The organism is Roseivivax halodurans JCM 10272 (genome assembly GCF_000521785.1).
GTDB classification, from domain to species: domain Bacteria; phylum Pseudomonadota; class Alphaproteobacteria; order Rhodobacterales; family Rhodobacteraceae; genus Roseivivax; species Roseivivax halodurans.
Genome location: NZ_JALZ01000015.1, coordinates 65521 through 88736, shown reverse-complemented (window position 1 = coordinate 88736; position 23216 = coordinate 65521). Strand labels below are relative to the sequence as shown.

The 23216-nt window shown below is 68.1% G+C and carries 23 protein-coding genes; 11 read left to right on the top strand and 12 right to left on the bottom strand.

Annotated elements, in window-relative coordinates:
- Positions 1-35 precede the first annotated feature (35 nt).
- Positions 36-1043, bottom strand: coding sequence for a polyprenyl synthetase family protein (locus OCH239_RS14020; RefSeq protein WP_037263875.1), 1008 nt, complete (start codon positions 1041-1043; stop codon positions 36-38).
- A gap of 57 nt (positions 1044-1100) precedes the next feature.
- Between OCH239_RS14020 and OCH239_RS14015 the strand changes: the two genes are divergently transcribed.
- From OCH239_RS14015 to OCH239_RS22120, 3 genes are all read left to right on the top strand, one after another.
- Positions 1101-1316, top strand: coding sequence for a putative signal transducing protein (locus OCH239_RS14015; RefSeq protein WP_037263874.1), 216 nt, complete (start codon positions 1101-1103; stop codon positions 1314-1316).
- Positions 1306-2085 carry a tRNA1(Val) (adenine(37)-N6)-methyltransferase gene (locus OCH239_RS14010; RefSeq protein WP_037263873.1) on the top strand — a complete coding sequence of 260 codons (780 nt, stop codon included), beginning with the start codon at positions 1306-1308 and terminating at the stop codon, positions 2083-2085. The genes OCH239_RS14015 and OCH239_RS14010 overlap by 11 nt, the downstream gene beginning before the upstream one ends.
- Positions 2086-2201: 116 nt before the next feature.
- On the top strand, positions 2202-2378 hold the full coding sequence (locus OCH239_RS22120; protein ID WP_084782471.1) for a YdcH family protein: 177 nt from the start codon (positions 2202-2204) through the stop codon (positions 2376-2378).
- A 59-nt stretch (positions 2379-2437) separates the two neighbouring features.
- Here OCH239_RS22120 and OCH239_RS14005 read toward each other — a convergent pair whose 3' ends face one another.
- The 5 genes from OCH239_RS14005 to OCH239_RS13985 form a co-directional block, all read right to left on the bottom strand.
- Positions 2438-3037: an alpha/beta hydrolase gene (locus OCH239_RS14005; RefSeq protein ID WP_037263871.1), complete on the bottom strand. Its 600-nt coding sequence runs from the start codon at positions 3035-3037 to the stop codon at positions 2438-2440.
- The gene (locus OCH239_RS14000; RefSeq protein ID WP_037263869.1) at positions 3030-3962 is read right to left on the bottom strand and encodes a VOC family protein; all 933 of its coding nucleotides are present in this window, start codon (positions 3960-3962) and stop codon (positions 3030-3032) included. Before OCH239_RS14000 ends, OCH239_RS14005 begins: the two co-directional genes overlap by 8 nt.
- Before the next feature lie 194 nt (positions 3963-4156).
- Positions 4157-4879 (bottom strand): acetoacetyl-CoA reductase, encoded by a 723-nt coding sequence (phbB, locus tag OCH239_RS13995; protein WP_037263867.1) that lies wholly within the window; start codon positions 4877-4879, stop codon positions 4157-4159.
- A 77-nt stretch (positions 4880-4956) separates the two neighbouring features.
- Positions 4957-5802 carry a patatin-like phospholipase family protein gene (locus tag OCH239_RS13990; RefSeq protein WP_037263866.1) on the bottom strand — a complete coding sequence of 282 codons (846 nt, stop codon included), beginning with the start codon at positions 5800-5802 and terminating at the stop codon, positions 4957-4959.
- A gap of 37 nt (positions 5803-5839) precedes the next feature.
- A complete protein-coding gene (locus OCH239_RS13985) occupies positions 5840-7015 on the bottom strand; it encodes an acetyl-CoA C-acetyltransferase (protein ID WP_037263864.1) in 1176 nt (391 codons plus the stop codon).
- 338 nt (positions 7016-7353) lie between these two features.
- Here OCH239_RS13985 and rpsD point away from each other — a divergent pair, with 338 nt between their 5' ends.
- Positions 7354-7974, top strand: a complete 621-nt coding sequence (rpsD, locus tag OCH239_RS13980) for a 30S ribosomal protein S4 (RefSeq protein WP_037263863.1) — start codon at positions 7354-7356, stop codon at positions 7972-7974.
- Between the two features lie 118 nt (positions 7975-8092).
- On the opposite strand, the gene OCH239_RS13975 is transcribed toward rpsD, so the two are convergent.
- The 4 genes from OCH239_RS13975 to ileS form a co-directional block, all read right to left on the bottom strand.
- Positions 8093-8311: a DUF1127 domain-containing protein gene (locus OCH239_RS13975; protein WP_037263861.1), complete on the bottom strand. Its 219-nt coding sequence runs from the start codon at positions 8309-8311 to the stop codon at positions 8093-8095.
- Positions 8312-8623: 312 nt separating this feature from the next.
- Positions 8624-9712 (bottom strand): amidohydrolase family protein, encoded by a 1089-nt coding sequence (locus tag OCH239_RS13970; RefSeq protein WP_051489482.1) that lies wholly within the window; start codon positions 9710-9712, stop codon positions 8624-8626.
- 165 nt (positions 9713-9877) lie between these two features.
- A complete protein-coding gene (locus tag OCH239_RS13965) occupies positions 9878-10900 on the bottom strand; it encodes a LacI family DNA-binding transcriptional regulator (protein WP_037263859.1) in 1023 nt (340 codons plus the stop codon).
- Between the two features lie 175 nt (positions 10901-11075).
- Positions 11076-14084, bottom strand: coding sequence for an isoleucine--tRNA ligase (ileS, locus tag OCH239_RS13960; RefSeq protein ID WP_037263856.1), 3009 nt, complete (start codon positions 14082-14084; stop codon positions 11076-11078).
- A gap of 493 nt (positions 14085-14577) precedes the next feature.
- Here ileS and OCH239_RS13955 point away from each other — a divergent pair, with 493 nt between their 5' ends.
- Positions 14578-14880: a hypothetical protein gene (locus OCH239_RS13955; protein ID WP_037263853.1), complete on the top strand. Its 303-nt coding sequence runs from the start codon at positions 14578-14580 to the stop codon at positions 14878-14880.
- Positions 14881-14940: 60 nt separating this feature from the next.
- Here OCH239_RS13955 and OCH239_RS13950 read toward each other — a convergent pair whose 3' ends face one another.
- Together OCH239_RS13950 and OCH239_RS13945 are read right to left on the bottom strand one after the other, a co-directional pair.
- Positions 14941-15966: a YcjF family protein gene (locus OCH239_RS13950; RefSeq protein WP_037263850.1), complete on the bottom strand. Its 1026-nt coding sequence runs from the start codon at positions 15964-15966 to the stop codon at positions 14941-14943.
- Positions 15967-16102: 136 nt separating this feature from the next.
- On the bottom strand, positions 16103-17515 hold the full coding sequence (locus tag OCH239_RS13945; protein ID WP_037263847.1) for a YcjX family GTP-binding protein: 1413 nt from the start codon (positions 17513-17515) through the stop codon (positions 16103-16105).
- Between the two features lie 133 nt (positions 17516-17648).
- On the opposite strand from OCH239_RS13945, the gene modA reads away from it, so the two are divergent.
- The 6 genes from modA to trmB all read left to right on the top strand — a co-directional run bounded on the left by modA (position 17649) and on the right by trmB (position 23188).
- A complete protein-coding gene (gene modA / locus OCH239_RS13940; protein ID WP_037263844.1) occupies positions 17649-18407 on the top strand; it encodes a molybdate ABC transporter substrate-binding protein in 759 nt (252 codons plus the stop codon).
- Positions 18404-19099: a molybdate ABC transporter permease subunit gene (modB, locus tag OCH239_RS13935; RefSeq protein ID WP_037263841.1), complete on the top strand. Its 696-nt coding sequence runs from the start codon at positions 18404-18406 to the stop codon at positions 19097-19099. The genes modA and modB overlap by 4 nt, the downstream gene beginning before the upstream one ends.
- Positions 19096-20184, top strand: a complete 1089-nt coding sequence (modC, locus tag OCH239_RS13930) for a molybdenum ABC transporter ATP-binding protein (RefSeq protein ID WP_037263839.1) — start codon at positions 19096-19098, stop codon at positions 20182-20184. Before modB ends, modC begins: the two co-directional genes overlap by 4 nt.
- A gap of 69 nt (positions 20185-20253) precedes the next feature.
- Complete coding sequence (locus tag OCH239_RS13925; protein ID WP_037263836.1) at positions 20254-21297, top strand: aldo/keto reductase; 1044 nt, start codon at positions 20254-20256, stop codon at positions 21295-21297.
- Between the two features lie 175 nt (positions 21298-21472).
- Positions 21473-22432 carry a zinc-binding metallopeptidase family protein gene (locus OCH239_RS13920; RefSeq protein WP_037263833.1) on the top strand — a complete coding sequence of 320 codons (960 nt, stop codon included), beginning with the start codon at positions 21473-21475 and terminating at the stop codon, positions 22430-22432.
- Positions 22433-22474: 42 nt separating this feature from the next.
- On the top strand, positions 22475-23188 hold the full coding sequence (gene trmB, locus OCH239_RS13915; RefSeq protein ID WP_037263832.1) for a tRNA (guanine(46)-N(7))-methyltransferase TrmB: 714 nt from the start codon (positions 22475-22477) through the stop codon (positions 23186-23188).
- Positions 23189-23216 lie beyond the last annotated feature (28 nt).

Sequence of the window (23216 nt, the reverse complement as noted above, 5' to 3'; positions counted from 1 at the left end):
CGGCAACGGCGGGGCCGGGCGGCCCGGCCGGCGCCTCAGCTCACCCGTTCGACAACGTAGTCGGCAAGGTCTGCGAGCATCTCGCGGAACGCCGGATCGGCGCTGTCGAGTGCAGCCAGCGCCTCTTTCGCCTCGGCGATCCATCCGAGGGCCGCGGCCCGGGTGGCGTCGAGAGTGCCGTGGCGGTCGAGGAGCGTCAGAGCGTGGTCCAGGTCGCCCTCCTCTTGCCGGCCCTTCTCGATCGTGCGGCTCCAGAACGCGCGCTCATCGGCATCCGCGGCGGCGATCGCCTTGATCACCGGCAGCGTCAGCTTGCGCTCGCGGAAATCGTCGCCGACGTTCTTGCCGGTCGCCTTGGTGTCGCCCTCGTAGTCGAGCAGATCGTCGACGATTTGGAAAGCGATCCCGAGCGCGTCGCCATAGGTGCGCAGCGCGTCGATCTCGACCTCGGGAGCCCCCGCGATGACGCCGCCCACCTCGGTCGCGGCCGAGAAGAGCGCCGCGGTCTTGCCGCGGACGACGCGCAGGTAGACGGCCTCGTCGGTGGCGAGGTTGGAGGCAGCCGAAAGCTGCAGCACCTCGCCCTCGGCGATCGTGGCGGAGGCGTTCGACAGGATGTCGAGGATCCGGAGCGAACCGCATTCGACCATCAGCTGGAACGCGCGCGCGAAGAGGTAGTCGCCCACCAGTACGCTCGACTTGTTGTCCCAGAGGAGGTTCGCCGTCGGCTTTCCGCGGCGCTGGCGGCTCTCGTCGACCACGTCGTCATGCAGGAGCGTCGCCGTGTGGATGAACTCCACCGTCGCCGCGAGGTGCACGTGGTGCGATTCCTCGTAGCCCATCATCCGGGCGCTCGCGAGCGTGAGCAGGGGGCGAAGACGCTTGCCGCCGGCCTCGACCAGATGTGCGGTCACCTCCGGGATGCGGGGCGCGTTCTCCGAGGCCATGCGCGCGCGGATGAGCTCGTTCGTTGCGTCGAGGTCCTCGGCGAGGGCGGCGGCAAGGCGGTCGTGCGGTTTCTGGCTGGGTTGGTCAAGGCTCATGTCGGTCCCCTGTCCGGCAGGCTCGACAGCGCGCACCGGCGTGGTTAGATCGCGTCCATGGAAGAGCTTCTGCGCACCAACGACATCACCGTGATCCCGCTCGCCCGCACCCTTCTCGAGGCGGAGGATATAGATTGCTTCGAGTTGGACGTAAACATGAGCGTTCTCGAAGGGTCCATCGGCATTTTGCCGCGGCGCCTCATGGTGCGCGGGTCCGATCTCACCCGCGCAAGACGCATCCTTCGCGAGTACGGGGTGCCGCTTGACGGCTGACCCGGCGGTCTTCGCCCCGGAGGACACGACGCGCGATGATTTCCTCGGCGGCCGCGTCACGCTGCACCAGCCGAGGCGGGGCTACCGGGCAGGGATCGATCCAGTCCTTCTCGCGGCCTCGATCCCCGTCAAGGAGGGGCAGAGCGTGCTCGACCTCGGATGCGGGGCGGGGGCGGCCCTCTTCTGCCTTGCGGCACGCGTCCCCGGCCTCGCCCTCACGGGGGTCGAGCGGCAGCCGGCCTACGCGGATCTCGCCCGCCGCACCGCCGCCGAGGCGGGGTGGCCCGCACGGATCGAGACCGCCGACCTGACCTCCCTGCCGGCCTCCGTTCGGCAGGAGAGCTTCGATCACGTCCTCGCGAATCCTCCGTATTTCGATCCGGTCGGGCGCCAGGGGGCGGAGGATCCCGGTCGAGAGGCGGGGCTGGCCGAGGAAACGCCGCTCGAGGCCTGGGTGGAGGTCGCCGCGCGGCGCGTCTCACCGGGCGGAACGGTCACCTTCGTCCACCGCGCCGAGCGCCTGCCGGATCTGTTGACGGCTTTCGATGCCCGGCTCGGGTCGCTCGAGCTCAAGCCGCTCCTGCCGCGGACGCATCGCGCTGCGAGGCTGATCCTCCTACGCGGACGCAAGGGCGGGCGCTCGCCCTTCGTGCTGCATCCGCCGCTCGTCCTCCACGCGGGAGAGCACCATGAGAAGGACGGCGAGGATTACGCACCTGCCGTCGAAGCGATCCTCCGACGGGGCGAAGCGCTTCAATTTTCGGCATGATCCCGCAATTTCCTTTAAGTTCGATCGGCCGCCTTTGACGCATTGATGCGCTGCAGCGTGACTTTTCCCGCGATCCGTGCTGAAGTCCGACTCTCATCCATCGCTAGGAGGTCCCCATGAGCTTGAGTTCGCATCTGCAGGAACTGAAGAAGAAGCACGCGTCCCTGTCCGACAGGGTCGAGGCGGCGCAACGCGCTCCGAGTACGGACGGCCTGCACCTTGCGGAGATGAAGAAGCAGAAGCTTCGGCTCAAGGAAGAGATTGCCCGCCTCTCGAGCGGGCGTCTCCACTGACGTAACCCGGCCCCTCAGGCCTTCGCCGCGCGCGTCCCAAGGGCGCGCGCGTTTCGTTTTCAGGAGCCAAGGAAGCCGCGCAGCGCCTCCACCTCGGACGGAGCGATCTCGTGCCCGCCGGGATGCCACGCCTCCGTCACATCTGCGCCTTGCTGTGCGAGATAGACGACGAGGGACCGGCTCAGAGGGGCGGGACAGATCGGATCGCGCTCTCCCGCGCTCACGAGGATGCGCCGCCCGGAGAGGCCCGGCTGAGGCGCAGGCTCCCACGGGATCAGCGGATGCAGGAGCGCGAGATCCGTGAAGAGGCCCGGCCGCTCAAGCGCCACGGCCGCCGCAATGTTCGCGCCGTTCGAATAGCCGAGCGCGATGACCCGCCGGGCACCGAGGCGCGTTCTGTGCGCCTCGACGAAACGCGCCATGGCGTCTCGCCGGACACCGAGATCGTCCATGTCGTAGATTCCCTCCGCCCGGCGGCGGAAGAAGCGCAGCGCCCCCATTTCCGAGACATCCCCGCGCGGCGAGATCACATGCGCGCCGGGCACGAGCTCCGACGCCGCGGCGTGGAACTGGGTCTCGTCGGCGCCGGTGCCGTGGAAGGTAAAGACGAGAGGCGTGCCGGCGCGCCCCTCGGTTTCGGCGTAGGTGTAGTCAGTCATGGATCGGCTCCAGATACCGCGCTTCCAGAGCACTGCGCAGATGCTCGTGCTGGCTCGGCAGCTTCAGCGCCTGACCGAGATGCGCTTTGTCCTCGTCGCGGTCGAAGCCCGGCTCGTTGGTCGCCACCTCGAAGAGGATCCCGCCGGGCGTGCGGAAGTAGATCGCCCAGAAGTAGTCGCGGTCGATCACCGGGGTGACCTGATAGCCGGTATCCGTGAGCTGCTTGCGGACGGCGAGCTGCGTGGCGCGATCCTCGACGGCAAAGGCGACGTGGTGGACCGAGCCGGCGCCTTGCCCGGCGCCGGGGGCGTCGATCTGGGTCAGATCGATGACGCTCGCGTCGTTGCCGCCCGGAATTCGGAAGCGGGTGACCGCGCCTTGTGCGTCGTCCCGCTCGTATCCCATGAAGCCCAAGAGCTCGGTGGTGGCGCCGGCATCGCGCAGGGTCATGTCGGTCGAGTGGAAGCCGCGGATCGCGACGTCCTCCGGTACGCCGTTCCCGGTCCAGGGCGTGCGGCTGTCGTTTGCGACCTCGACCATGGCGAAGCCGTCTCCGTCGGGCCCTTGGAACAGCAGCCGGGCTTCGCCGAAGCGCGTGTCCTCGGACAGTCCGGCGACGTCGGCGGCGGTCAGACGCTCGCGCCAATAGGGCAGGGCGCCCTTCGGGACCGAGAAGGCAGTGGTGCGTACTTCGCCCGCGCCTTTGGCCGCGCGCCTCGCGTTGGGGAACGGGAAGTAGGTCATGACCGTGCCGGGCGTGCCGACCTCGTCGCCGTAATAGAGGTGATAGACCTCCGGCGCATCAAAGTTCACGGTCTTCTTGACCCGGCGCAGACCGAGCACCTTGGTGAAAAAGTCGTTGTTGCTCTGGGCACCGGACGCGATCGAGGTCACGTGGTGCAGCCCTTGGATGTCCTTGATCATGTCATGGCTCCTTGTCCCTTTGACCCGGCATATAGCGCCTCGCGAACGGTGCGTGGATAGGCAGGCCGACACCTAGATTGTGCAAGGGTGCACAAGCGCGCCTTCGTTCTCCCGGTTGGGGTCGGCGACGCACGGGCCGAAGAAAAGGGGCGCGCCATCCTGGCACGCCCCTTCGCAATCTGGCGGCGGAGAGATCAGACGAAGAACTGTCCGCCGTTCGCCGAGATCGTCGAGCCGTTGATGAACGCCGCATCGTCCGAGACGAGGAAGGACACGCAGCGCGCAATCTCCTCGGGCTCGCCGAGGCGGCCGGTCGGGATCTGGCCGACGATCGCGTCGCGCACCTTTTCCGGCACTGCCATGACCATTTCGGTCGCGATGTAGCCGGGGCAGACCGCGTTCGCCGTGATGCCCTTGGACGCGCCTTCCTGCGCGAGGGACTTCACGATGCCGAGGTCGCCCGCCTTGGTCGCGGCGTAGTTCACCTGGGCGAACTGACCCTTCTGACCGTTGATCGAGGAGATCACCACGATCCGCCCGAAGCCGCGCTCGCGCATGCCGGGCCAGATCGGGTGGATGGTGTTGAAGACGCCGGTGAGGTTGGTCTCGATGACCTCGTTCCACTGCTCCGGCTTCATCTTGTGGAAAGGCGCGTCGCGGGTGATGCCGGCATTGGCGACCACGATGTCGATCGGGCCGAGCTCGGATTCGACCTTTTCAAGCCCGGCTTTCGACTCCTCGTAATTGCCGACGTTCCACTTGTAGGTCTGGATGCCGGTCTCGTCGGTGAAGGCCTTGGCCTTTTCGTCGTTGCCGGCATATGTCGCCGCGACCTGGTAGCCCTGCTCCTTCAGCGCCTTGGAAATCGCCGCCCCGATACCTCGGGTGCCGCCGGTGACGAGTGCAGTGCGTGCCATGTATCCCTCCTCCACGCAGTCATAAAAGTGTTGCTTGCGACGCTGCCGCGCAACTTTGTTTCAACTTTGAGTAATCATCATTCAAGCTTACCGTCAAGCCAGAGCCGGGCGTCGGCCTCTCCCTGCTGCCATGTGAGGCCCAGCTTCTCGGGGTCTGTGAAATCGATCTTGTCCACGGGCGTCTCCTCGGACGGGGCGATGTAGGTCAGCCGGTCGTCCTGTCGCAGGTTGCGGTAGCGCCGCGTCAGGAGGATCATCGTCTCGCCATCGTCGGGCTCGGGGAAGGGGGCCTGATCGGCCATGCCGCCGTCGATCACCGGCTTTCCGTCCCAGTTTGGCGGCTTGAACACCGGCGGGATCGTCGCGGCGGAACAGACGAGATCGACGAGCTTGCCGTCGCGTGCGGCCTGGTTGGCGTCAACGAGAGTCGAGGTCAGCCCCATCTTCTCGGCCCAGCCGAAATGCGGGCTCGACTTGATGTAGAGCTCGGACTGATAGGCGAGCGCCATGGCGGTGCCAGTCGTCGCGGGCAATTTCGAGACCGGCGGATGCGCGATCAGGATCTGGAACTGCGGCCCGTCCGCGATGCGCATCTCCGCCTCGCGGTCGATGACCTTCGCGACCACCTCGCAATAGATCTCCTGATGCGGGGTGAGGCCGCCATCCTTCTCGTCGAAGAGAGAATGGGCGTTGTGGTTGACGTGCTGCTCGCGGAAGGCCGCGCACATCTCTTCGTAAAGAGCGTGTTCTCGGCCAGAAAGGAACCCGGTAGCGGAGAGCGCGCCGCCCGACACTCCCGTGATCCGCTTCGGTTCGATCCGGTGCTCCTTGCAGACGACTTCTAGAAAGCCGCCCTGCCAGAAACAGCGCAGACCGCCGCCGGAGAAGACGAGTTGATCGGGGTTCCTGAACGCCTGTGCCATCGACGTGAGGGTGGGGCCGAAACCCCACCCGTCAATGTCAGGGGCGTTCGACGCAGAGCGCGACGCCCATGCCGCCGCCGATGCAGAGCGTCGCGAGGCCCTTCTTGGCGTTCCGGCGCTTCATCTCGAAAAGCAGCGTGTTGAGCACGCGCGCGCCCGAGGCGCCGATCGGGTGGCCGAGGGCGATGGCGCCGCCGTTCACGTTCACCTTCTCGGGGTCCCAGCCCATGTCCTTGTTCACCGCGCAGGCCTGCGCCGCGAAGGCCTCGTTCGCCTCGATGAGGTCGAGATCGTCCGGCTTCCAGCCGGCCTTCTCGAGCGCCTTGCGGCTGGCATGGATGGGGCCGACGCCCATGATCGCAGGATCGAGGCCCGCGGTCGCGTAGGATACGATGCGCGCGAGCGGCTCGATGCCGCGCTTCTCGGCGTTCTCCGCGGTCATCAGCAGAGCACCCGCCGCGCCGTCGTTGATGCCCGAGGCGTTGCCGGCGGTCACGGTGCCGTCCTTGGTGAAGGCGGGCTTGAGCTTGCCCATGCCCTCGGCGGTCGCGCCGTGGCGGACATGTTCGTCGGTGTCGACGATCACGTCACCCTTCCGGGTCTTCACGGTGAACGGGATGATCTCGTCCTTGAAGCGACCGTCCTTCTGGGCGGCCTCCGCCTTGTTCTGCGAATGGGCAGCGAACTCGTCCTGCTGCTCGCGGCTGATCTGCCACTTCTCGGCGACGTTCTCGGCCGTCTGGCCCATGTGGTAGCCGTTGAACGCGTCCCAGAGACCGTCGCGGATCATCGTGTCGATATACTTGACGTCGCCCATCTTGTGGCCGGCGCGCAGATGCGCGGCATGGGGGCTGAGCGTCATGTTCTCCTGGCCGCCGGCACAGATGATGTCGGCGTCGCCGAGCATGATGTGCTGGGCGCCGAGCGCCACGGCGCGGAGGCCCGAGCCGCAGACCTGGTTGATGCCCCAGGCGGCGCTCTCCTGCGGGAGACCTGCGTTGATATGCGCCTGGCGGGCCGGGTTCTGGCCCTGCGCGGCGGTCAGCACCTGGCCGAGGATGGTCTCGGAGACCTCGGACTTGTCGATGCCGGCGCGCTCGACCAGCGCCTCGAGCACGGCAGCGCCGAGGTCGTGTGCCGGGGTTGTGGCGAAGCCGCCGCTGAAGCCCCCGACCGCTGTACGCGCGGCGGATGCGATCACGATGTTGGTCATGCCCTCGTCTCCTCTGTCACCAGGCAGACTCCCGGGCGCCCGGGCCCCGGAGTCGTCTACTCCCCTAGCGTGATTAACGGATTGACCGGACCCGCACAATGCGCGCCCCGCAGAGCCGCCATGCTCCGGCCAAGGCGAGGTTCGCGGGCCCGGATGCTTGACATCAGGAGGTGAGGCAGGTACGCGCCGCGTCCATTGGTGTTGGTGGCCCCCGCAAGGGGATGCCTGTCAGGGTCCGCGCTCCGGCGCAAGATCGAGGCCCAGAGGACAACGCCCTTCATCCCGGCGCCCGACCGACCACCGGAAGGGCGGCACACATATTTGAAGGAGATCAGACGGTGACCAAACGCACCTCTGCCAAGTACAAGATCGACCGCCGGATGGGCGAGAACATCTGGGGTCGTCCGAAATCCCCGGTGAACCGCCGCGAATACGGCCCCGGCCAGCACGGCCAGCGCCGCAAGGGCAAGATGTCCGACTTCGGCCTGCAGCTCCGCGCGAAGCAGAAGCTCAAGGGCTATTACGGCGACATCACCGAGAAGCAGTTCCGCCGCATCTACGCCGAGGCAGAGCGCCGTCGCGGTGACACCGGCGAGATCCTGATCGGCCTGCTCGAGCGCCGCCTCGACGCGGTCGTCTACCGCGCCAAGTTCGTGGCGACCGTCTTCGCCGCGCGTCAGTTCGTGAACCACGGCCATGTGCTGGTGAACGGCAAGCGGGTCAACATCCCGTCTTACCGCGTCAAGGAAGGCGACGTCATCGAGGTCCGCGAGAAGTCCAAGCAGCTCGCCTCCGTCCTCGAAGCCGCGCAGCTTCCCGAGCGCGACGTGCCGGACTACCTCGAGGTCGATCACCAGAAGATGAGCTGCACCTTCGTGCGCCAGCCTGGCCTCGGCGACGTGCCGTACCCGGTGCAGATGGAGCCGAACCTCGTCATCGAATTCTACGCCCAGAACTGATCCCGGTTCGGGCCGACCAAACGACAAACGAAAAGGCCGCGTCCCTTCGGGGGCGCGGCCTTTTTTCGTGCGGCGGACAGTGTCGGCGGACGCTGTGCGGTGCCCGCCGCCTCCGGTCTCAGATGTAGAGCACGTCGCGGAAGACGTGGCGTGCGATGTCCTCGCGCTTGAGCCCGCGCTGTGCAAGCTGGGCATCGGAGAGCGCGCTCAGGTGCTGCACGCGGCGCACGCGATGATTGTTCTCGGCGATGGCGACCAGGCTGTCGAAGATACGGGTGAAAATGCCGCGGCGCTCTGCGCCGGTGGTGGTCGTGGTTTGAAAGTCTGCAAGTGCCATGATCGGAGCCTCTGTGCGTTTTGAACTGCGGTGCTCCCTCCCTTGATGCCCAAGGTAGTCGCTGCACCGCGGCATCGCCACAACCGCCTCAGCAACGCCGCTGCCAGCGACGTGCATGGCTCCGCGCCGGCCCCATATGAAATGGGGCGGCCGAAGCCGCCCCGGTCTGAAAGGAATGGATCAAAAGGTCTGTCTGGAAGATCGGCCGGAAAAGGCCGTGCGGTCACACTCACGGGGCGGGATGTACCCTCTGGCCATGACAGCGAGGTGACGCTGGGGCAACGATTTGATTATGGCATCCGATCGTTGCCGTCATTCCGCCGCGAGCGCGACCTCGGCGGGGCTCGAGAGAAATCGGTCGGCGACCGCGCCTGCCAGATGCGCCACGCGTCCCGCGACGATCGTCCCCTCGACCACATGTGTGCGGGCATTGACGAGGGCGAGGTCCGCGCGCCGACCGTAATCGATGACGCCCCTGTCGGGCAGGCCGACGATGGCGGCGGGGATGGACGACACCATCGCCCAGGCGCGGGGCAGGCCCAGAAGTCCGTTTTCGGCGAGCGCAAAAGCGGCCTGGGGCAGGGCGGCGTAGGATCGGTCCGAAACCAGCGCATTGCACAGGCCGGTCCGCACGAAATCGATCGCCGCGGCATCGCTCGGCCCGGCACCGCCGTTCAGGATCGCCGGCGCGGGCAGGAGGACGGGATCGCCGACCGCGCGCGCGAGCGCCGCGGCCTGGCGCCTGGCGGGGCGGGTGCAGAGCTTCGCCCCGATCATGGAGAAGGTTTCGCGCGTTTCGCCGTCGGGATCGTCAAGGCTGCCGTAAGTCACGCCGAGCGTATCGAAGCCTTCGGCCAGGCGGCAGAGGTGGCGCGGCACCTCGCGCGACTCGCTGCCGGCGCGCCGCAAGCGCATCGAGAGGTCTGCGCTCACCGAATGCAGGCCCGGCGCTCCGGTGGTCAGCGCCGCGAAACGATTGGCGAAATGGACGAGATCCACGCGGTAGCGACGGATCGCCCCGAGCAGGGCATCGCGGCTCTCGACGGTATGGGTCTCGCAGACAAGCGACATGCGCAGGTCGAGGAGCGCGCGGCAGGCGACGTAATCGGCGTGCAGTGACAGGATACGCTGCGCCTCGGCCGGGTCCGCCGCGCCGCCTTCCCAGCTCCAGCCCTGGCTGAGCCAGGCGGTCGTCACCCCGTGAGCCGCAGCTTCCTGCTCGGCCACGGCGAAGAGCGTGCCTGCATCGGTCCTGCAGGGCAGCGAGGCCCGCAGGACATCGAGCGCGGCTCCGTGCAGATCGACGATGCCGGGGAGGATGTAATAGCCGGTCAGATCGACTTCGGGCAGGGGGCCCTTCGAGATCCGGCCGTTCTCGATGGCGACGGATCTCTGCTGCATCTGCCCGTCTCGCAGCGAGGTTGCACCCGTGAGGCGAAGCCGGACAGAGCGCAGGCCGGAATATCGTGAACTGCTGCTCGACATATTCCGGTTTTAAGGGGCGTGTATGTCGCGGAAATGACAGATTAACAACGATCTCCGCAAACTTCTTCACAACCGGAATGATCAGCGGCGCCGGAGCGTGTCTCCGTAAGCGATGGTCGGGCTGAGCTCGACCTTGGCTTCGACCGGCGCGGACGGATCCGAAACGCGGGCCGCGATGATCTGGGCGGCCTTCACGCCGATCTCGGTGCGGCAGGCGTCCATGGTGGCGAGGCGGCGGGGCAGGCCGTCGAGCAGCTCGACCCCGTTGAAGCCCGCAAGACCCACCTGACCGGGCACGTCGATGCCCTTGTCGAGCAGGTGCAGCAGGCCCCCCGCGCCGATCATGTCGTTGGAGTAGTAGAGGAAATCGAGCTCGGGTGTGCGTTCGAGCATGGCGGCCGTCATCTCGCGGCCCTTGGCGAGCGCCGAGCCGCCCGAGTAGAATTCCTGGTCCATGATCTCGACGCCGGACTTCGCGAGATGCTCGGTGAAGCCCTCGAAGCGCTTCCTTGCGCGGTGATCGAGCGGCATCTTGGTGCCCATGAAGCCGATATTCTGGTAGCCCTGCTTGAGGATCGCGCGCGCCATCTCTCGACCGGCGCGACGGTGAGAGATCCCGACCGCGCAATCGACGGGCGTTCCGTCGGTGTCCATGATCTCGACGACCGGGATGCCGCTCGCCTGGAGCATGGCTCGGCTCGCGTCGGAATGCTCGAGCCCGGCGATGATGACGCCCGACGGGCGCCAAGAGAGCATCTCGTAGAGGACCTTCTCCTCCTTTTCGGGCAGGTAGTCGGTGACGCCGACGACGGGTTGCAGCTCGGTCTCCTCGAGCTCGCGGCTGATGCCGCTCAGCACCTCGGGAAAGACCATGTTGCGGAAGCTCGGAATGATCACGGCGACGAGGTTCACACGCTGGCTCGCGAGCGCGCCGGCGATCTTGTTCGGGACGTAGCCGAGGGATTTGGCGGCCTCGAGCACCTTCTCCCGCGTGGCCTGGCTGACATCGCCGCGGTTGCGGAGGACACGGCTGACCGTCATCTCGGAGACGCCCGACGCCTCGGAGACGTCGCGCAGGGTCAGCGGGCGGTGATCGGTGGCCAAGGTCGTGTCCTTCCCGGATAAATCGGCGTGTCCGATGGTAGCGTGAAGGCCGCGCGACGCACAAGCGAAGGTAGGGGGCGGGCTCGAACACGGGCGGGCACGCGACGCGACCGTGCCTCACCCGGCGATTTCCCATGTCCGGGGACGCGACCTGAGTGTCGCGCCCCCGGGAGGTTCAGCTCAGTGCGTCGTCACAGCGGCCGCAGACGTCGGGATGGGCGTGCGTGCCGACATCGGGCAGGATCTTCCAGCACCTCTGGCACTTCGCCCCGTCGGCGGTCTCGAAGACCACCGCGATGCCGTCGACCTCGGGAAGGCGGTAGGCCTCGGCGGGCGCGGGATCGTTCGTGAGCGCGATGTCCGACGTGATGCAGACGTCCTCGAACGCGACGCTTCTGAGCGCCCCGAGGGTATCCTCGCTGTCGACATGCACGATGGGAGCGGCCTCGAGGGATGCGCCGATCACCTTCTCGGTGCGCTTGACCTCGAGCGCGGCGGTCACCACGCGGCGGGCGCGGCGCACCTCGGCCCATTTCGCCGCGAGCGCGTCGTCGCGCCAGGCTTGCGGCGTCTCGGGCATGTCCTGCAGGTGGACGGAGGAGCGCTCGCCGGGGAAGCGCTCGAGCCAGACTTCCTCGGTCGTGAAGACGAGGATCGGGGCGAGCCACGTCGTCAGCCGGTGGAAGAGGATGTCCATCACGGTCCGTGCCGCCCGGCGGCGCGTCGTGTCGCCGTCGCAGTAGAGCGCGTCCTTGCGGATGTCGAAGTAGAAGGCCGAGAGGTCCACCGTCGCGAAGTCGAAGAGCGCGCGGAACGTGCCCTGGAAATCGAAGGCGCGGTAGCCGGTGCGGACCCGCTCGTCGAGCTCTGCGACGCGGTGCAGCACCCAGCGCTCGAGTTCGGGCATGTCCTCGTGGGCGACGCGATCCTCTTCGCGGAAATGCGACAGCGCGCCGAGCATGAAGCGCATGGTGTTGCGCAGGCGGCGGTAGCTGTCGGCGGTGCCCTTGAGGATTTCGGGCCCGATGCGCTGGTCGGAGGTGTAATCCGCCTGCGCCACCCAGAGCCGCAGGATGTCCGCGCCGTACTGCTTGATGACGTCCTCGGGACCGACCGTGTTCCCGAGCGACTTGGACATCTTGTTGCCCTTCTCGTCGAGCGTGAAGCCGTGCGTCACCACGTTGCGATAGGGCGCGCGGCCCATCGTGCCGCAGGCCTGCAGCATCGAGGAATGGAACCAGCCGCGGTGTTGGTCGGTGCCCTCCATGTAGACGTCGGCGATGCCGTCCTCGGTGCCGTCCTCGCGGTCGCGCAGCACGAAGGCGTGGGTCGAGCCGCTGTCGAACCACACGTCGAGGATGTCAAAGACCTGGTCCCACTCGGACGCGTCGTAGTCGTTTCCGAGGAAGCGCTCCTTCGCGCCGTCCTTGTACCAGGCGTCGGCGCCTTCCTCTTCGAAGGCGGCGAGGATGCGCGCGTTCACCGCCGGATCGCGCAGGAGGAAATTGGGATCGGTCGGCTTGCCGCCCTTCTTCGTGAAGCAGGTCAGCGGGACGCCCCAGGCGCGCTGGCGCGAGAGCACCCAGTCGGGGCGGCTCTCCATCATCGAATGCAGACGGTTTCGGCCCGATTGCGGCGTCCACTTCACCTGATCGATGCAGGTCAGCGCGCGCTCGCGGATGGTCTTGCCGTTCTCGTCCTGGCCGTCGCCGACAGGCCGATCGATCGCGGCGAACCACTGGGCGGTGTTGCGGTAGATGACCGGGGCCTTCGAGCGCCAGGAATGGGGATAGGAGTGCTTGATCTTGCCGCGGGCGAGCAGGCCGCCGTTGGCGACCAGCGTGTCGATCACCGCCTTGTTGGCGTCGCCCTCCTTGCCGTTCTCCTTGAGGATCCGTTTGCCGCCGAAGAAGGGGAGGTCCTCGCGGAAGCTGCCGTCATCCATCACGTTGTAGGTGATGACCTGCGCCAGCATGCCGAGTCCGCGGTAGAGTTCGTATTCCTCCATCCCGTGCGACGGCGCGCAATGGACGAAACCGGTGCCCTCCTCGTCGGTGACGAAGTCGGCGGCCCGGAAGTCGCGCGGATCGTCCCATTCGCCTTGTCCGCCTTCGGCTCCGGCGAGCGGGTGCGCCAGCTCCATGCCGGCGAGTTGCTCTGGCGTGACGTCGCGCACCCGGCGCCACATCCCGTCCTCGAGGCGCGCCTTGGCGAAGGTCTGCGCGGCCAGCTTGTCGGCGAGGATGAACCGCTCGCCGGCGCGCGCCCAGCATTCCCCGGGCGTGTCCGTGACCTCGTAGAGGCCGTAGGAGAAGTCTGAGCCGAAGACGACCGCCTTGTTCGAGGGGATGGTCCAGGGCGTCGTCGTCCAGATCACCACCTTGGTGCCGACGAAGGCGTCGCGGGCCTCGGCCCGCGCCTGCACCACCGCCTCGCGCTCGTCGTCCGACATCTCCTCGTCCGAGACGTCCACTTCGGGCAGGCGGAACTCGGTCACGGGGAACTTCACCCAGATCGTGAAGCTCTCCTTGTCGTGGTATTCGACCTCGGCCTCGGCGAGCGCGGTCTTCTCGACCGGGGACCACATCACGGGTTTCGAGCCCTGATAGAGCGTGCCGGTCATGAGGAATTTCTGGAATTCCTCCGCGATGATCCGCTCGGCGCGGAAATCCATGGTGAGGTACGGGCGATCCCAGCAACCGGTGACGCCGAGCCGCTTGAACTCCTCGCGCTGCACGTCGATCCAGCTCTCGGCGAACTTGCGGCATTCCTGCCGGAAGTCGACGACGTTCACCTGATCCTTGTCCTGCCCCTTGGCGCGGTACTGCTCCTCGATCTTCCACTCGATCGGCAGGCCGTGGCAGTCCCAGCCGGGGATGTAGCGCGCATCGTGCCCCATCATCTGGTGCGAGCGCACGATGATGTCCTTGATCGTCTTGTTGAGCGCGTGACCGATATGAAGGTGCCCGTTGGCATAGGGCGGGCCGTCATGCAGGGTGAAGGGCGTGCGATCCCCGGCGGTCTCGCGCAGCCGGTCGTAGATGCCGATCTCCTCCCAGCGCTCGAGCCAGCCGGGCTCGCGCTTGGGCAGGCCCGCCCGCATCGGAAAGTCCGTCTGCGGCAGGTTCAGCGTGTCCTTGTAGTCAGGCGTCGCGGTCTTGGTGTCGGTCGTGTCGGCGCACATGTCGGGCGTCCTTGCGGAAATATCGTCGGCATTGTCGGCGGGAGGGGCGGCGCGGTTCTCCCGGCGCCTTTGGCCCGGCGGAGCGTTCCCCCACGGGGGTCACGGCGCCGGGCACGTAATTCGGATGAGGATCGCGAAGACGGCCATCATGGCGGGCGTTATAGGCGCGGCCCCGCCCGGCGTAAAGGCGGCGGGATTGCGGGAGTGAGCCCGGGAATCCGCTTCTGGGCTCCCGGGTGAAGGTTCATCGCTGCTCGGGCAATAAGCCAGAGGTCGCCGATCCGCACATGCTATGGGCGAGGCTTGGCTCAACAATGGTTGCCGCAGTGCAGCGCGGCCGGAACCGGCCGAAGCGGAAAGCCCGATATGGCGGCCGGTCGCCGCATTTCCGCTCGATCCTTCTCGCTCGTCGAAATCGTCCTCCGAAATCCCAACCTCTTATGCCAGAACCCCGGCGCAATGCCGGGACGGATTGGGAATAGGAGATCCCGTCATGGCCTACAGCGACCGCTCTCAGCACACCCATCAAGCGCACGACCCTTATGCGCAACAGCTCAACGCCGATCCTCAACTTCGCACGCCCCGGTCCTCGCGCGGCGCGGTTGCAGGTCTCGGTGTGGTCGTCGCCCTCATAATCGCCGTGATCGTCGGCACCTCGATCATCGGAGGGGACGGGGATACCGCACCGGCCCAGGCGCCCGTGGCAACGGAGCAGGGCGCGCCGGCTTCGGATGCGCAGGACGCTCCGCTTGCTCCGACCGGTGGATCGGGAACTGCGGCCCCCGAGGCCCAGTAACATCCCCGGCGAGGGAGGAGGGCGGGCGGTCCCAGCGCGGGGCCGCCCGTTTTTACGCAGTCAGCCCTTGCCCGATTTGTCGAAGAGGCCGGTCAGGCTTTGCGCGACAATGCCGCGCACGGATGGCCGGGTTTCAGGCGAAAACGGGATCGGGCGGCAGACTTCCATCGCGGCAACGCCCACGCGGGCCGTGAGCGTGCCGTTCACCACACCCTCGCCAAAGCGCCGGGACAGCCGGGCGAGCATGGAGCCGCCGAGGATCGGCTCGAGCATGTCTTCTCCGGCAGCTATGGCGCCGGTCGCGACCAGATGGGAGAATACCGCGCGGGTCAGACGCCACGTGCCGAGTGTGCCCGACCGTCCCCCGTAGATCTCGGCCACGCGCCGGATCATGCGCAGGTTCGAGGAGAGCGCCGCCGCCACGTCGGCGAATGCCAGTGGCACAAGCGCGGTCACACCGGCCACCTGCCGCGCGGCCGCCTGAACCTCCCGGCGTGCCGCGAGGTCGAGAGGAGCCATGAGCTCCGCCTCCGCCAGCGCCAGAAGCGCCTCTCCATCGAAGACGTCGCCGCGCCGTTCGGCCAGACGCTCGCGCCCCCAGCGGGTGTCGTCGCGCCCCTTGTAGAGCGTGTCGAGCTGATCGATCACGCGCCGCGCCGCTTCGAGCCCGCCCTCGGCCCGCGCCGCGCCCGCGTCCCGATGGAGGCTGTCGACGCGGTTGAGGCGTGCGAAGGCAGCGGCCTCCCGCGCGGCGAGTAGCAGCACCACCAGCGTGAAGAGACCGAGGAGGACCGTCACCGCCCAGCCGATCACGAGGCTCTCAGCCATGAGCGAGGTGACGAAGCTCCAGGCTGCCGCGCTCACGAGGACGCCGACGATGGCCGCGAGGAGCCGCCAGAACCAGCGCCCGAGCGCCGTGGAGCGCCGCGACGCGATCCGTGCCGCGGTCTGCATGGCGGCACCCTGCGGTGCGTCATCGGCGCCGACATCGGGTACCGGAGGCGCCTCGCCCGGGCCTGCCGGGGCCCGTTCGTCCTCGTCGAGCTCGAAAAGGATAGGCCCGCTGCGGGACTTGCCGTTCGTCATGCCGCGTTCCTTTCGAGGCAGAACCGTATGTCTGGCGCACCGCCGCCGTTTCGCCACGCATGGCGCGGCAACGGGGCGGCCTTACCCGAACGTGGCTCGGGGATGGCACCTCGATCGGCCGGATCGGTCGGCCCGCTCACAGCCGGTCACCGATCAGGAATTGCGCCGCGCGGTCGAGCCGGATGTGCGGCGGTCCCTCGCCGGGGCGCAGCGACAGCTTTGCGGGGCTGAACGTCATGATACCGTAATCGTCGTCGAGCCATTTCTCCGCGCCGTCCCGCGCGGGACCGAGCAGCTTGTGCGGGTCCCGCGGCAGATCGCCCGGATAGAACGCCGCGCTTTTTCCGTTCGCGAGCGTGCCGCGGACGCAGTGGAGCTCGCGCCCGTGATGCTCGCGCGTCTCCTCGACGGTGGCCCTGAGGGCGGCGATGGCCATCGCGCTGGTTTCGGCGCCCGCGAATTGGGCGCGGTCGGCGGCCTCGCGCGTCATCGCCTGCATGAGCGCGGTCAGGTAAGGGTGCTGGGTATGGTGCAGGTGATCGGCCTTGGTCGCGGCAAAGAGGATCTTCTCGACCCGTTTCCCCATCAGGATCTGGCTGAGAAAGGCGTTCCGGCCAGGGCGGAAGGCGCCGAGGATGTCCGCCATGGTCCTGCGCAGGTCCTCGACCGCGGCGGGACCCGCATGGATGGCGCCGAGCGCGTCGACGAGCACGATCTGCCGGTCGATCTTGGCGAAGTGGTCGCGGAAGAACGGCTTGACCACGCGGGACTTGTAGGCCTCGAACCGCCGCTCGAACTCTCGCCAGAGCGAACGGCGATGCGCGCTGTCGATCGGGGGCAGGGGCGCGAAGGTCAGCACCGGCGATCCCGCAAGATCGCCCGGCAGCAGGAACCGCCCCGGCGTGCAGTCGGAATATCCCGCCTCCCGGGCGGTGTTGAGATAGTCGGTGTAAGCCTCGGCCAGCGCCTTCGCCCTCGGCTCCTCCAGCTGGCCATTCGCATCCTCGGCGCGGGCGCGCTCGAGATAGGCCTGCGCGATCTCGCGCTTCTCCAGCCGATCGAGAGTTTCCCGCGACCAGTCGGCGTAGCTCTTCTCGAGCAGGGAGAGGTCGAGCAGCCACTCGCCCGGATAGTCGACGATGTCGAGATGCACGTTCCGCGCGCCCTGGAAGCCGGCGAAGAAGCCGTTCGGCCTGACGCGCATGGACAGGCGCAGCTCGCTCACGGCACGGGTGCTCTCGGGCCAGTGCGGTTGTTCGGCGGTCAGCGCCGCGAGGTGGCGCTCGTAGTCGAAGCGCGGCAGAGTGTCGTCGGGCTGGGGCTGCAGGAAGGAGGCCTCGATCCGCCCCTCTGAGGCAGCGCGGAGCTGCGGCATGCGGCCCCGGTCCATGAGGTTCGACACCAGCGAGGTGATGAAGACGGTCTTGCCGGCGCGCGAGAGGCCCGTGACCCCGAGCCGGACGACAGGCTCCCTGAACGTCTCGGAGACGCTGCCTGTCAGGCCTTCCACCCCGCGGGTGATGCGGTCTGCGATGTCTCCGAGGATCAATGCGGTCTCTCCGTCGTCTTTGCCTCGGGCCTAGATAGAGGTGCGGCCGGTGTTGTGAAAGGGCAGGCATGCGGGCCTTGCTCTCGGGTGCCAAGGCCGCGACATTGTCAGCGGCCCCTCGACCGGAGACGTGATGATCCGCGCCCTGACCCTCGCCCTGACGCTTTTCGCGAGCCCTGCGCTCGCGTCCGAGATCACCGTCTTCGCCGCTGCAAGCACCGGCCCCGCCCTGCGGCAGGTGGCGGAGGCGTGGGAGGAGGAGACCGGCAACGCCGCGACGATCGCCCCCGCCGGCAGCTCGGTGCTCGCGCGGCAGATCGCCCAGGGCGCCCCTGCGGACGTCTTCGTCTCGGCCAACGTGGATTGGATGGACTGGCTCGAGGAGCGGAGACTGATCGTGCCCGGCAGCCGCCGCGTCCTGATGCAGAACTGCCTCGTCCTGATCGCCCATGGCCCCGCGGAGATTGCGCCCGTGTCGCTGACCGCCGACTACGACGTGGCACGGCATCTCGCAGAGGGCGACCGGCTCGCCATGGCGCTCGTCGACGCGGTGCCCGCGGGGATCTACGGCAAGCAGGCGCTCACATCACTGGGCCAGTGGGAGGCGCTTGCCTCTCGCGTCGCGCAGGCCGACAACGTCCGTGCGGCGCTTGCGCTTGTGGCGCTCGGCGAGGCGCCGGTCGGCATCGTCTACGCGACCGATGCGGCCGCGGAGCCGCGGGTGCACGTCCTCGGCACCTTCCCCGACAGCAGCCACGATCCCATCCTCTATCCCGGCGCGGTCACCGCCGAGGCTGCCGCACCCGCGGCGGCGGAGGACTTCCTCGATTACCTCTCGAGCGACGCCGGCCACGCCATCCTCGAGAGCCACGGATTCGGGGTGCCGGAATGACGGGTCTGGGCCCCGAGGCCTGGGACGCGGTGCGCCTCTCGCTGCAGGTTTCGCTGGTGGCGACGATGGCTTCGCTCCCCCTCGGGATCCTCGTCGCCTGGGCGCTGGCGCGAAAGTCCTTCCCGGGGCGGCAGGTGCTCAACGCGGCCGTCCACCTGCCGCTCATTCTGCCGCCCGTCGTCACCGGCTACCTCCTCCTCGTCGCGTTCGGACGGCAGGGTCCGCTCGGTGCGATGCTCTACGAGACCTTCGGCATCACGCTCGCCTTTCGCTGGACCGGGGCGGCGCTCGCGGCGGGGATCATGGCGTTTCCGCTCATGGTGCGCGCCATCCGGCTTGCCTTCGAGGCGGTGGATCCGCGGCTCGAATCGGCGGCCGGGACTCTCGGCGCCTCGAAGCTACAGGTCTTCACCACGGTGACCCTGCCGCTTGTCGCGCCGGGTGTGATCGCCGGCAGCATCCTCGCCTTCGCCAAGGCGATGGGCGAGTTCGGCGCGACGATCACCTTCGTCTCCAACATCCCTGGGGAGACACAGACGATCCCGTCGGCGATCTACGCCTTCCTGCAGGTACCGGGCGGCGAGAATGCGGCGCTCACGCTCGTTGCGATCTCGGTCGGCATCGCGCTCGCCGCGCTGGCGCTCTCGGAATGGGTGGGCGCGCGGGTCGCGACCCGTATCCGCGGCGCATGAGCCTCGAGGTCGCGATCCGCCATCGCCTCGGGGACTTCGCGCTCGACGTGGACTTCGACGCGCCCGCGGGCGTCACGGTCCTCTTCGGACGGTCGGGGTCGGGCAAGACCAGCGTCGTCAACGCCATCGCGGGGCTTCTGCGGCCCGATGCGGGGCGGATCTGCCTGAGCGGGCGGACGCTCTTCGACGAGGCTCAGGGCATCGACGTGCCGGTCCATCGCCGCCGGACAGGCTACGTCTTCCAGGAGCACCGACTTTTTCCCCACCTGACCGTTCGCGAGAACCTCCTCTACTCGCGCCGGGTGACGCGGCAGCGTGGCCCGGGCGATCTGGTCGAGACCGCGCGGCTCCTCGGGATCGAGGCGCTGCTGGACCGCCGGCCGGGTGCACTTTCGGGCGGCGAGGCGCAGCGGGTCGCGATCGGCCGCGCTCTCCTCTCCGAGCCCGACATCCTGCTGATGGACGAGCCGCTCGCGGCGCTCGACGAGGCACGCAAGGCCGAGATCCTGCCCTATCTCGAGCGGTTGCGCGACCGCGCCGGGCTGCCGATCCTCTATGTCAGCCACAACCTCGCCGAGGTGGCGCGGCTCGCCAATCATCTGGTGCTGATGGAGGCGGGCAGGGTGATGCAGGCGGGGCCGCCCGGCGACCTCCTGTCCGATCCGGCGCTCGTCAACATCCTCGGACTGCGCGAGGCGGGCGCGGTGATTCCCGCGCGCGTCACGTCCCATGCCGAGGACGGCGTGACGGAGCTCGCGGTCTCGGGGGGGCGGCTCTTCCTGCCGCGCATCGAGGCGGCGCCGGGCACGGCGCTGCGGGTCCGCATCCTTGCGCAGGACGTCATGATCGCGACCGAGCCTCCGCGCGGCATCTCAGCCCTGAACGTCCTGCCGGTCGAGATCGCCTCGCTCCGCTACGGCGGCGGCCCCGGGGTCACGGCGCAGCTGCGCTCGGGCGGTGACATGCTGCTCGCCCGCGTGACCCGGCGCAGCGCCGAGGCGCTGAACCTCGCCGAGGGCACGCGTTGCTATGCCGTGCTCAAATCCGTGGCGGTCGCACCGACCGATATCGGCGGTCCGGGCTGAAGCTGCCCGCTTGCCACCGGCCAACCAGAGGCTAGTGTCCGCGCGACCTCAGACGACGGAGCCCCTCTCATGCAGTACCGCCCGCTCGGCCGAACCGGCCTCACCGTGTCCGAATTCTGCCTCGGCACGATGACATATGGCAGCCAGACCGGGCTCGAGGATGCCCATGCCCAGATCGAGCGGGCGCTCGATGCGGGCATCAACTTCATGGACGCCGCCGAGATGTATCCGGTGAACCCGGTCGCCAAGGAGACGGTCGGGCGGACCGAGGAGATCATCGGCGACTGGTTTGCGAAGACCGGAAAGCGCGACGACTGGATCGTCGCCACCAAGATCACCGGAGAGGGCCAGAACGCCGTCCGCGACGGCGCGCCCATCACCCCTGAATCCCTCACCGAGGCGCTCGAGGCTTCGCTGAAGCGTCTCAGGACCGACGTCATCGACCTCTACCAGCTGCACTGGCCGAACCGCGGCAGCTACGCCTTCCGCAAGTCCTGGACCTTTGCGCCGTGGGAGCAGGACCGCGAGGCGACGCGCCAGCACATGCACGACGTGCTCGGCTGGCTGGGCGAGCAGGTCGAACGCGGCACGATCCGGCATTTCGGCCTCTCGAACGAATCCTGCTGGGGTACGTCGGAATGGCTGCGCATCGCCCGCGAGACCGGCACGCCCGAGGTGCAGACCGTGCAGAACGAGTATTCGCTGCTCTACCGGCAGGCCGACCTTGATCTCGCCGAGCTCTTCGTCAACGAGGGTGTGGGGCTTCTTCCCTATTCGCCGCTCGCCGCGGGCCTCCTGACCGGCAAGTACCAGGGCGGCGCGGTGCCCGCGGGCAGCCGCATGTCGGTCAACGGCACGCTGGGCGGTCGCGTGTCGGACCGGGTCTTCCCGGCTGTCGACGCCTATCTCGACGTCGCCGAGCGCTTCGGCCTCGACCCCGTGCACATGGCGCTCGCCTGGTCGGCACGGCGGCCGTTTGTCGCCGCCTCGATCCTCGGAGCATCCACTGACGCACAGCTCGAACGGGCGCTCGGCGCGGTGGGGGTGACGATTTCGGACGAGCTCGCGGCGGAGCTGGACGCGGTACATAAGGCGCATCCGTTCCCTTACTGAGGGCCAGAGGCCACGTTTCGCGCGCCGCCCTGTGTGCCCCAGCAGCCGGCGTCGTTCGCGGAGCGGGCCGACTCGATGCGGCTGCTTGCTCGAGGCCGCACGGCCCATCGCGGAACCGTCGGGTGTGCCCGACGGTTGCTGCGTCGCTGAGCGCAATCATCACGGCCGGAAACCCATGCAGATCTTCTCCTGTCCCGCATGCGGGACGCGCGTCTACTTCCACAACCTGACCTGCACCTGCGGCGAGGAGTTGGTGTTCGATCCGGACCTGCAGAAGATGTCGGTCGACGGACCGCATTGCACCAACCGCCAGGAGATCGGCTGCAACTGGCGCGGCGAGGACACGGGCCTCTGCCGCTCATGCGCGATGACCGAAGTCGTGCCCGACCGCGGGGAGCAGGGAAACCTGGCGCTCTGGGCCGAGGCGGAGAGCGCCAAGCGATGGATGCTCGCCACTCTCGGGCGATGGGGCTGGTTCGGCCCCGACGATCCGGGCGAACGGCCGGTCTTCCGGATGCTGTCGGAGAAGACGACCAAGGGCAAGAAACCGGTCACAATGGGCCACGCCAACGGCACGATCACGATCAATGTCAGCGAGGCGCGCGATGCGGTGCTCGCCCAGCGACAGGAGAATCTCGGCGAGCTCTACCGGACGATGCTCGGCCACATGCGCCACGAGACCGCGCATTTTCTGCATGTCCGTCTGAGCGAACGCGACGGGTTCCCCGAGGCGTTCCGCGAGACTTTCGGCGACGAGCGCGCGGATTACGGCGCCGCGCTCAAGGAGCATTACGCCAATCCGAAGACACCGGGCGACGACCACATCACCCCCTACGCCACCGCCCATCCGCACGAGGACTGGGCCGAGACGCTGGCGCACCTGATGCATCTCGTCGACCTGCTGGACAGCGCGGCGGCGGCGCATCTGCGGCTGCCGGACGGGCCCCCGATCGGCTACGATGCCTATGCCGAGAGTGACACCGAGGCGCTGCTGACGCTCGCCGTCAATCTCTCCATCGCCGTCAACCATGTGAACCGCGCGATGGACCTGCCGGATCTCTATCCGTTCGTGCTGCGCTCGGGCGTGCGGCGGAAGCTGGCATTCGTCCACGACTGGCTGCGGGTGGCGCATTAGGGACGTTGCACGCAGGCTCGCGCGGCGCTATCCGCGCGGCCCATGACACGCGACACCCATCCCTCGGGCGCCCCCTGGCGCAACTTCTACGGCCGCCTCAAGGGCCACGCCCTGCGCCCCGCGCAGGAGCGCTACCTCGACGAGGACCTGCCACAGCTGCGGGTCGAGAACGTGGGCTGGGACGAGAATCCGGACCGGGATCCCATTGACCCGGCCTCGCTCTTCGGCGGGAAGCCGGTTGTGCTGGAGATCGGCTTCGGCGGCGGCGAGCACCTTGTCGAGATGGCCGGGCGCTTCCCGGATCACGGCTTCATCGGCTGCGAGCCTTACATCAACGGCGTTGCGATGATGCTCGGCAAGCTGCGCGAGAGTGGCGCGTCGAATGTGCGCGTTCATCCGGGCGACGTGCGGGATCTCTTCGACGTGCTGCCGGCGGGCAGTCTCGCCGGCGCCTATCTGCTCTATCCCGATCCCTGGCCGAAGAAGCGGCATCATCGCCGCCGGTTCGTCACTCCGGAGCATCTGCGGCCGCTGCATGCAGCCATAATCCCGGGCGCGCTCCTGCGGGTCGCGACGGACATCCCCGATTACGTGCGGCAGACCATGGAAGAGGTGCCGCGCGCCGGGTTCGAGTGGCTCGCTGAAGGCCCGCGCGACTGGCGCGAGCCCTGGGCCGGCTGGCCCTCCACGCGATACGAGCGGAAGGCGCTGCGCGAGGGCCGGGTGCCGCATTACATGGAATTCCGCCGGACTTGAGCGCAGGCCGGGGGCTCCGCCCCCGGAC

Excerpts from the sequence above, each read along its gene's own strand:
- OCH239_RS14020 (WP_037263875.1), bottom strand. The coding sequence starts at position 1,043 with ATGAGCCTTGACCAACCCAGCCAGAAACCGCACGACCGCCTTGCCGCC.
- OCH239_RS14015 (WP_037263874.1), top strand. The coding sequence starts at position 1,101 with ATGGAAGAGCTTCTGCGCACCAACGACATCACCGTGATCCCGCTCGCC.
- OCH239_RS22120 (WP_084782471.1), top strand. The coding sequence starts at position 2,202 with ATGAGCTTGAGTTCGCATCTGCAGGAACTGAAGAAGAAGCACGCGTCC.
- OCH239_RS14005 (WP_037263871.1), bottom strand. The coding sequence starts at position 3,037 with ATGACTGACTACACCTACGCCGAAACCGAGGGGCGCGCCGGCACGCCT.
- OCH239_RS14000 (WP_037263869.1), bottom strand. The coding sequence starts at position 3,962 with ATGATCAAGGACATCCAAGGGCTGCACCACGTGACCTCGATCGCGTCC.
- phbB (WP_037263867.1), bottom strand. The coding sequence starts at position 4,879 with ATGGCACGCACTGCACTCGTCACCGGCGGCACCCGAGGTATCGGGGCG.
- OCH239_RS13990 (WP_037263866.1), bottom strand. The coding sequence starts at position 5,802 with ATGGCACAGGCGTTCAGGAACCCCGATCAACTCGTCTTCTCCGGCGGC.
- OCH239_RS13985 (WP_037263864.1), bottom strand. The coding sequence starts at position 7,015 with ATGACCAACATCGTGATCGCATCCGCCGCGCGTACAGCGGTCGGGGGC.
- OCH239_RS13975 (WP_037263861.1), bottom strand. The coding sequence starts at position 8,311 with ATGGCACTTGCAGACTTTCAAACCACGACCACCACCGGCGCAGAGCGC.
- OCH239_RS13970 (WP_051489482.1), bottom strand. The coding sequence starts at position 9,712 with ATGCAGCAGAGATCCGTCGCCATCGAGAACGGCCGGATCTCGAAGGGC.
- ileS (WP_037263856.1), bottom strand. The coding sequence starts at position 14,084 with ATGTGCGCCGACACGACCGACACCAAGACCGCGACGCCTGACTACAAG.
- OCH239_RS13955 (WP_037263853.1), top strand. The coding sequence starts at position 14,578 with ATGGCCTACAGCGACCGCTCTCAGCACACCCATCAAGCGCACGACCCT.
- OCH239_RS13950 (WP_037263850.1), bottom strand. The coding sequence starts at position 15,966 with ATGACGAACGGCAAGTCCCGCAGCGGGCCTATCCTTTTCGAGCTCGAC.
- modA (WP_037263844.1), top strand. The coding sequence starts at position 17,649 with ATGATCCGCGCCCTGACCCTCGCCCTGACGCTTTTCGCGAGCCCTGCG.
- modB (WP_037263841.1), top strand. The coding sequence starts at position 18,404 with ATGACGGGTCTGGGCCCCGAGGCCTGGGACGCGGTGCGCCTCTCGCTG.
- modC (WP_037263839.1), top strand. The coding sequence starts at position 19,096 with ATGAGCCTCGAGGTCGCGATCCGCCATCGCCTCGGGGACTTCGCGCTC.
- OCH239_RS13925 (WP_037263836.1), top strand. The coding sequence starts at position 20,254 with ATGCAGTACCGCCCGCTCGGCCGAACCGGCCTCACCGTGTCCGAATTC.
- OCH239_RS13920 (WP_037263833.1), top strand. The coding sequence starts at position 21,473 with ATGCAGATCTTCTCCTGTCCCGCATGCGGGACGCGCGTCTACTTCCAC.
- trmB (WP_037263832.1), top strand. The coding sequence starts at position 22,475 with ATGACACGCGACACCCATCCCTCGGGCGCCCCCTGGCGCAACTTCTAC.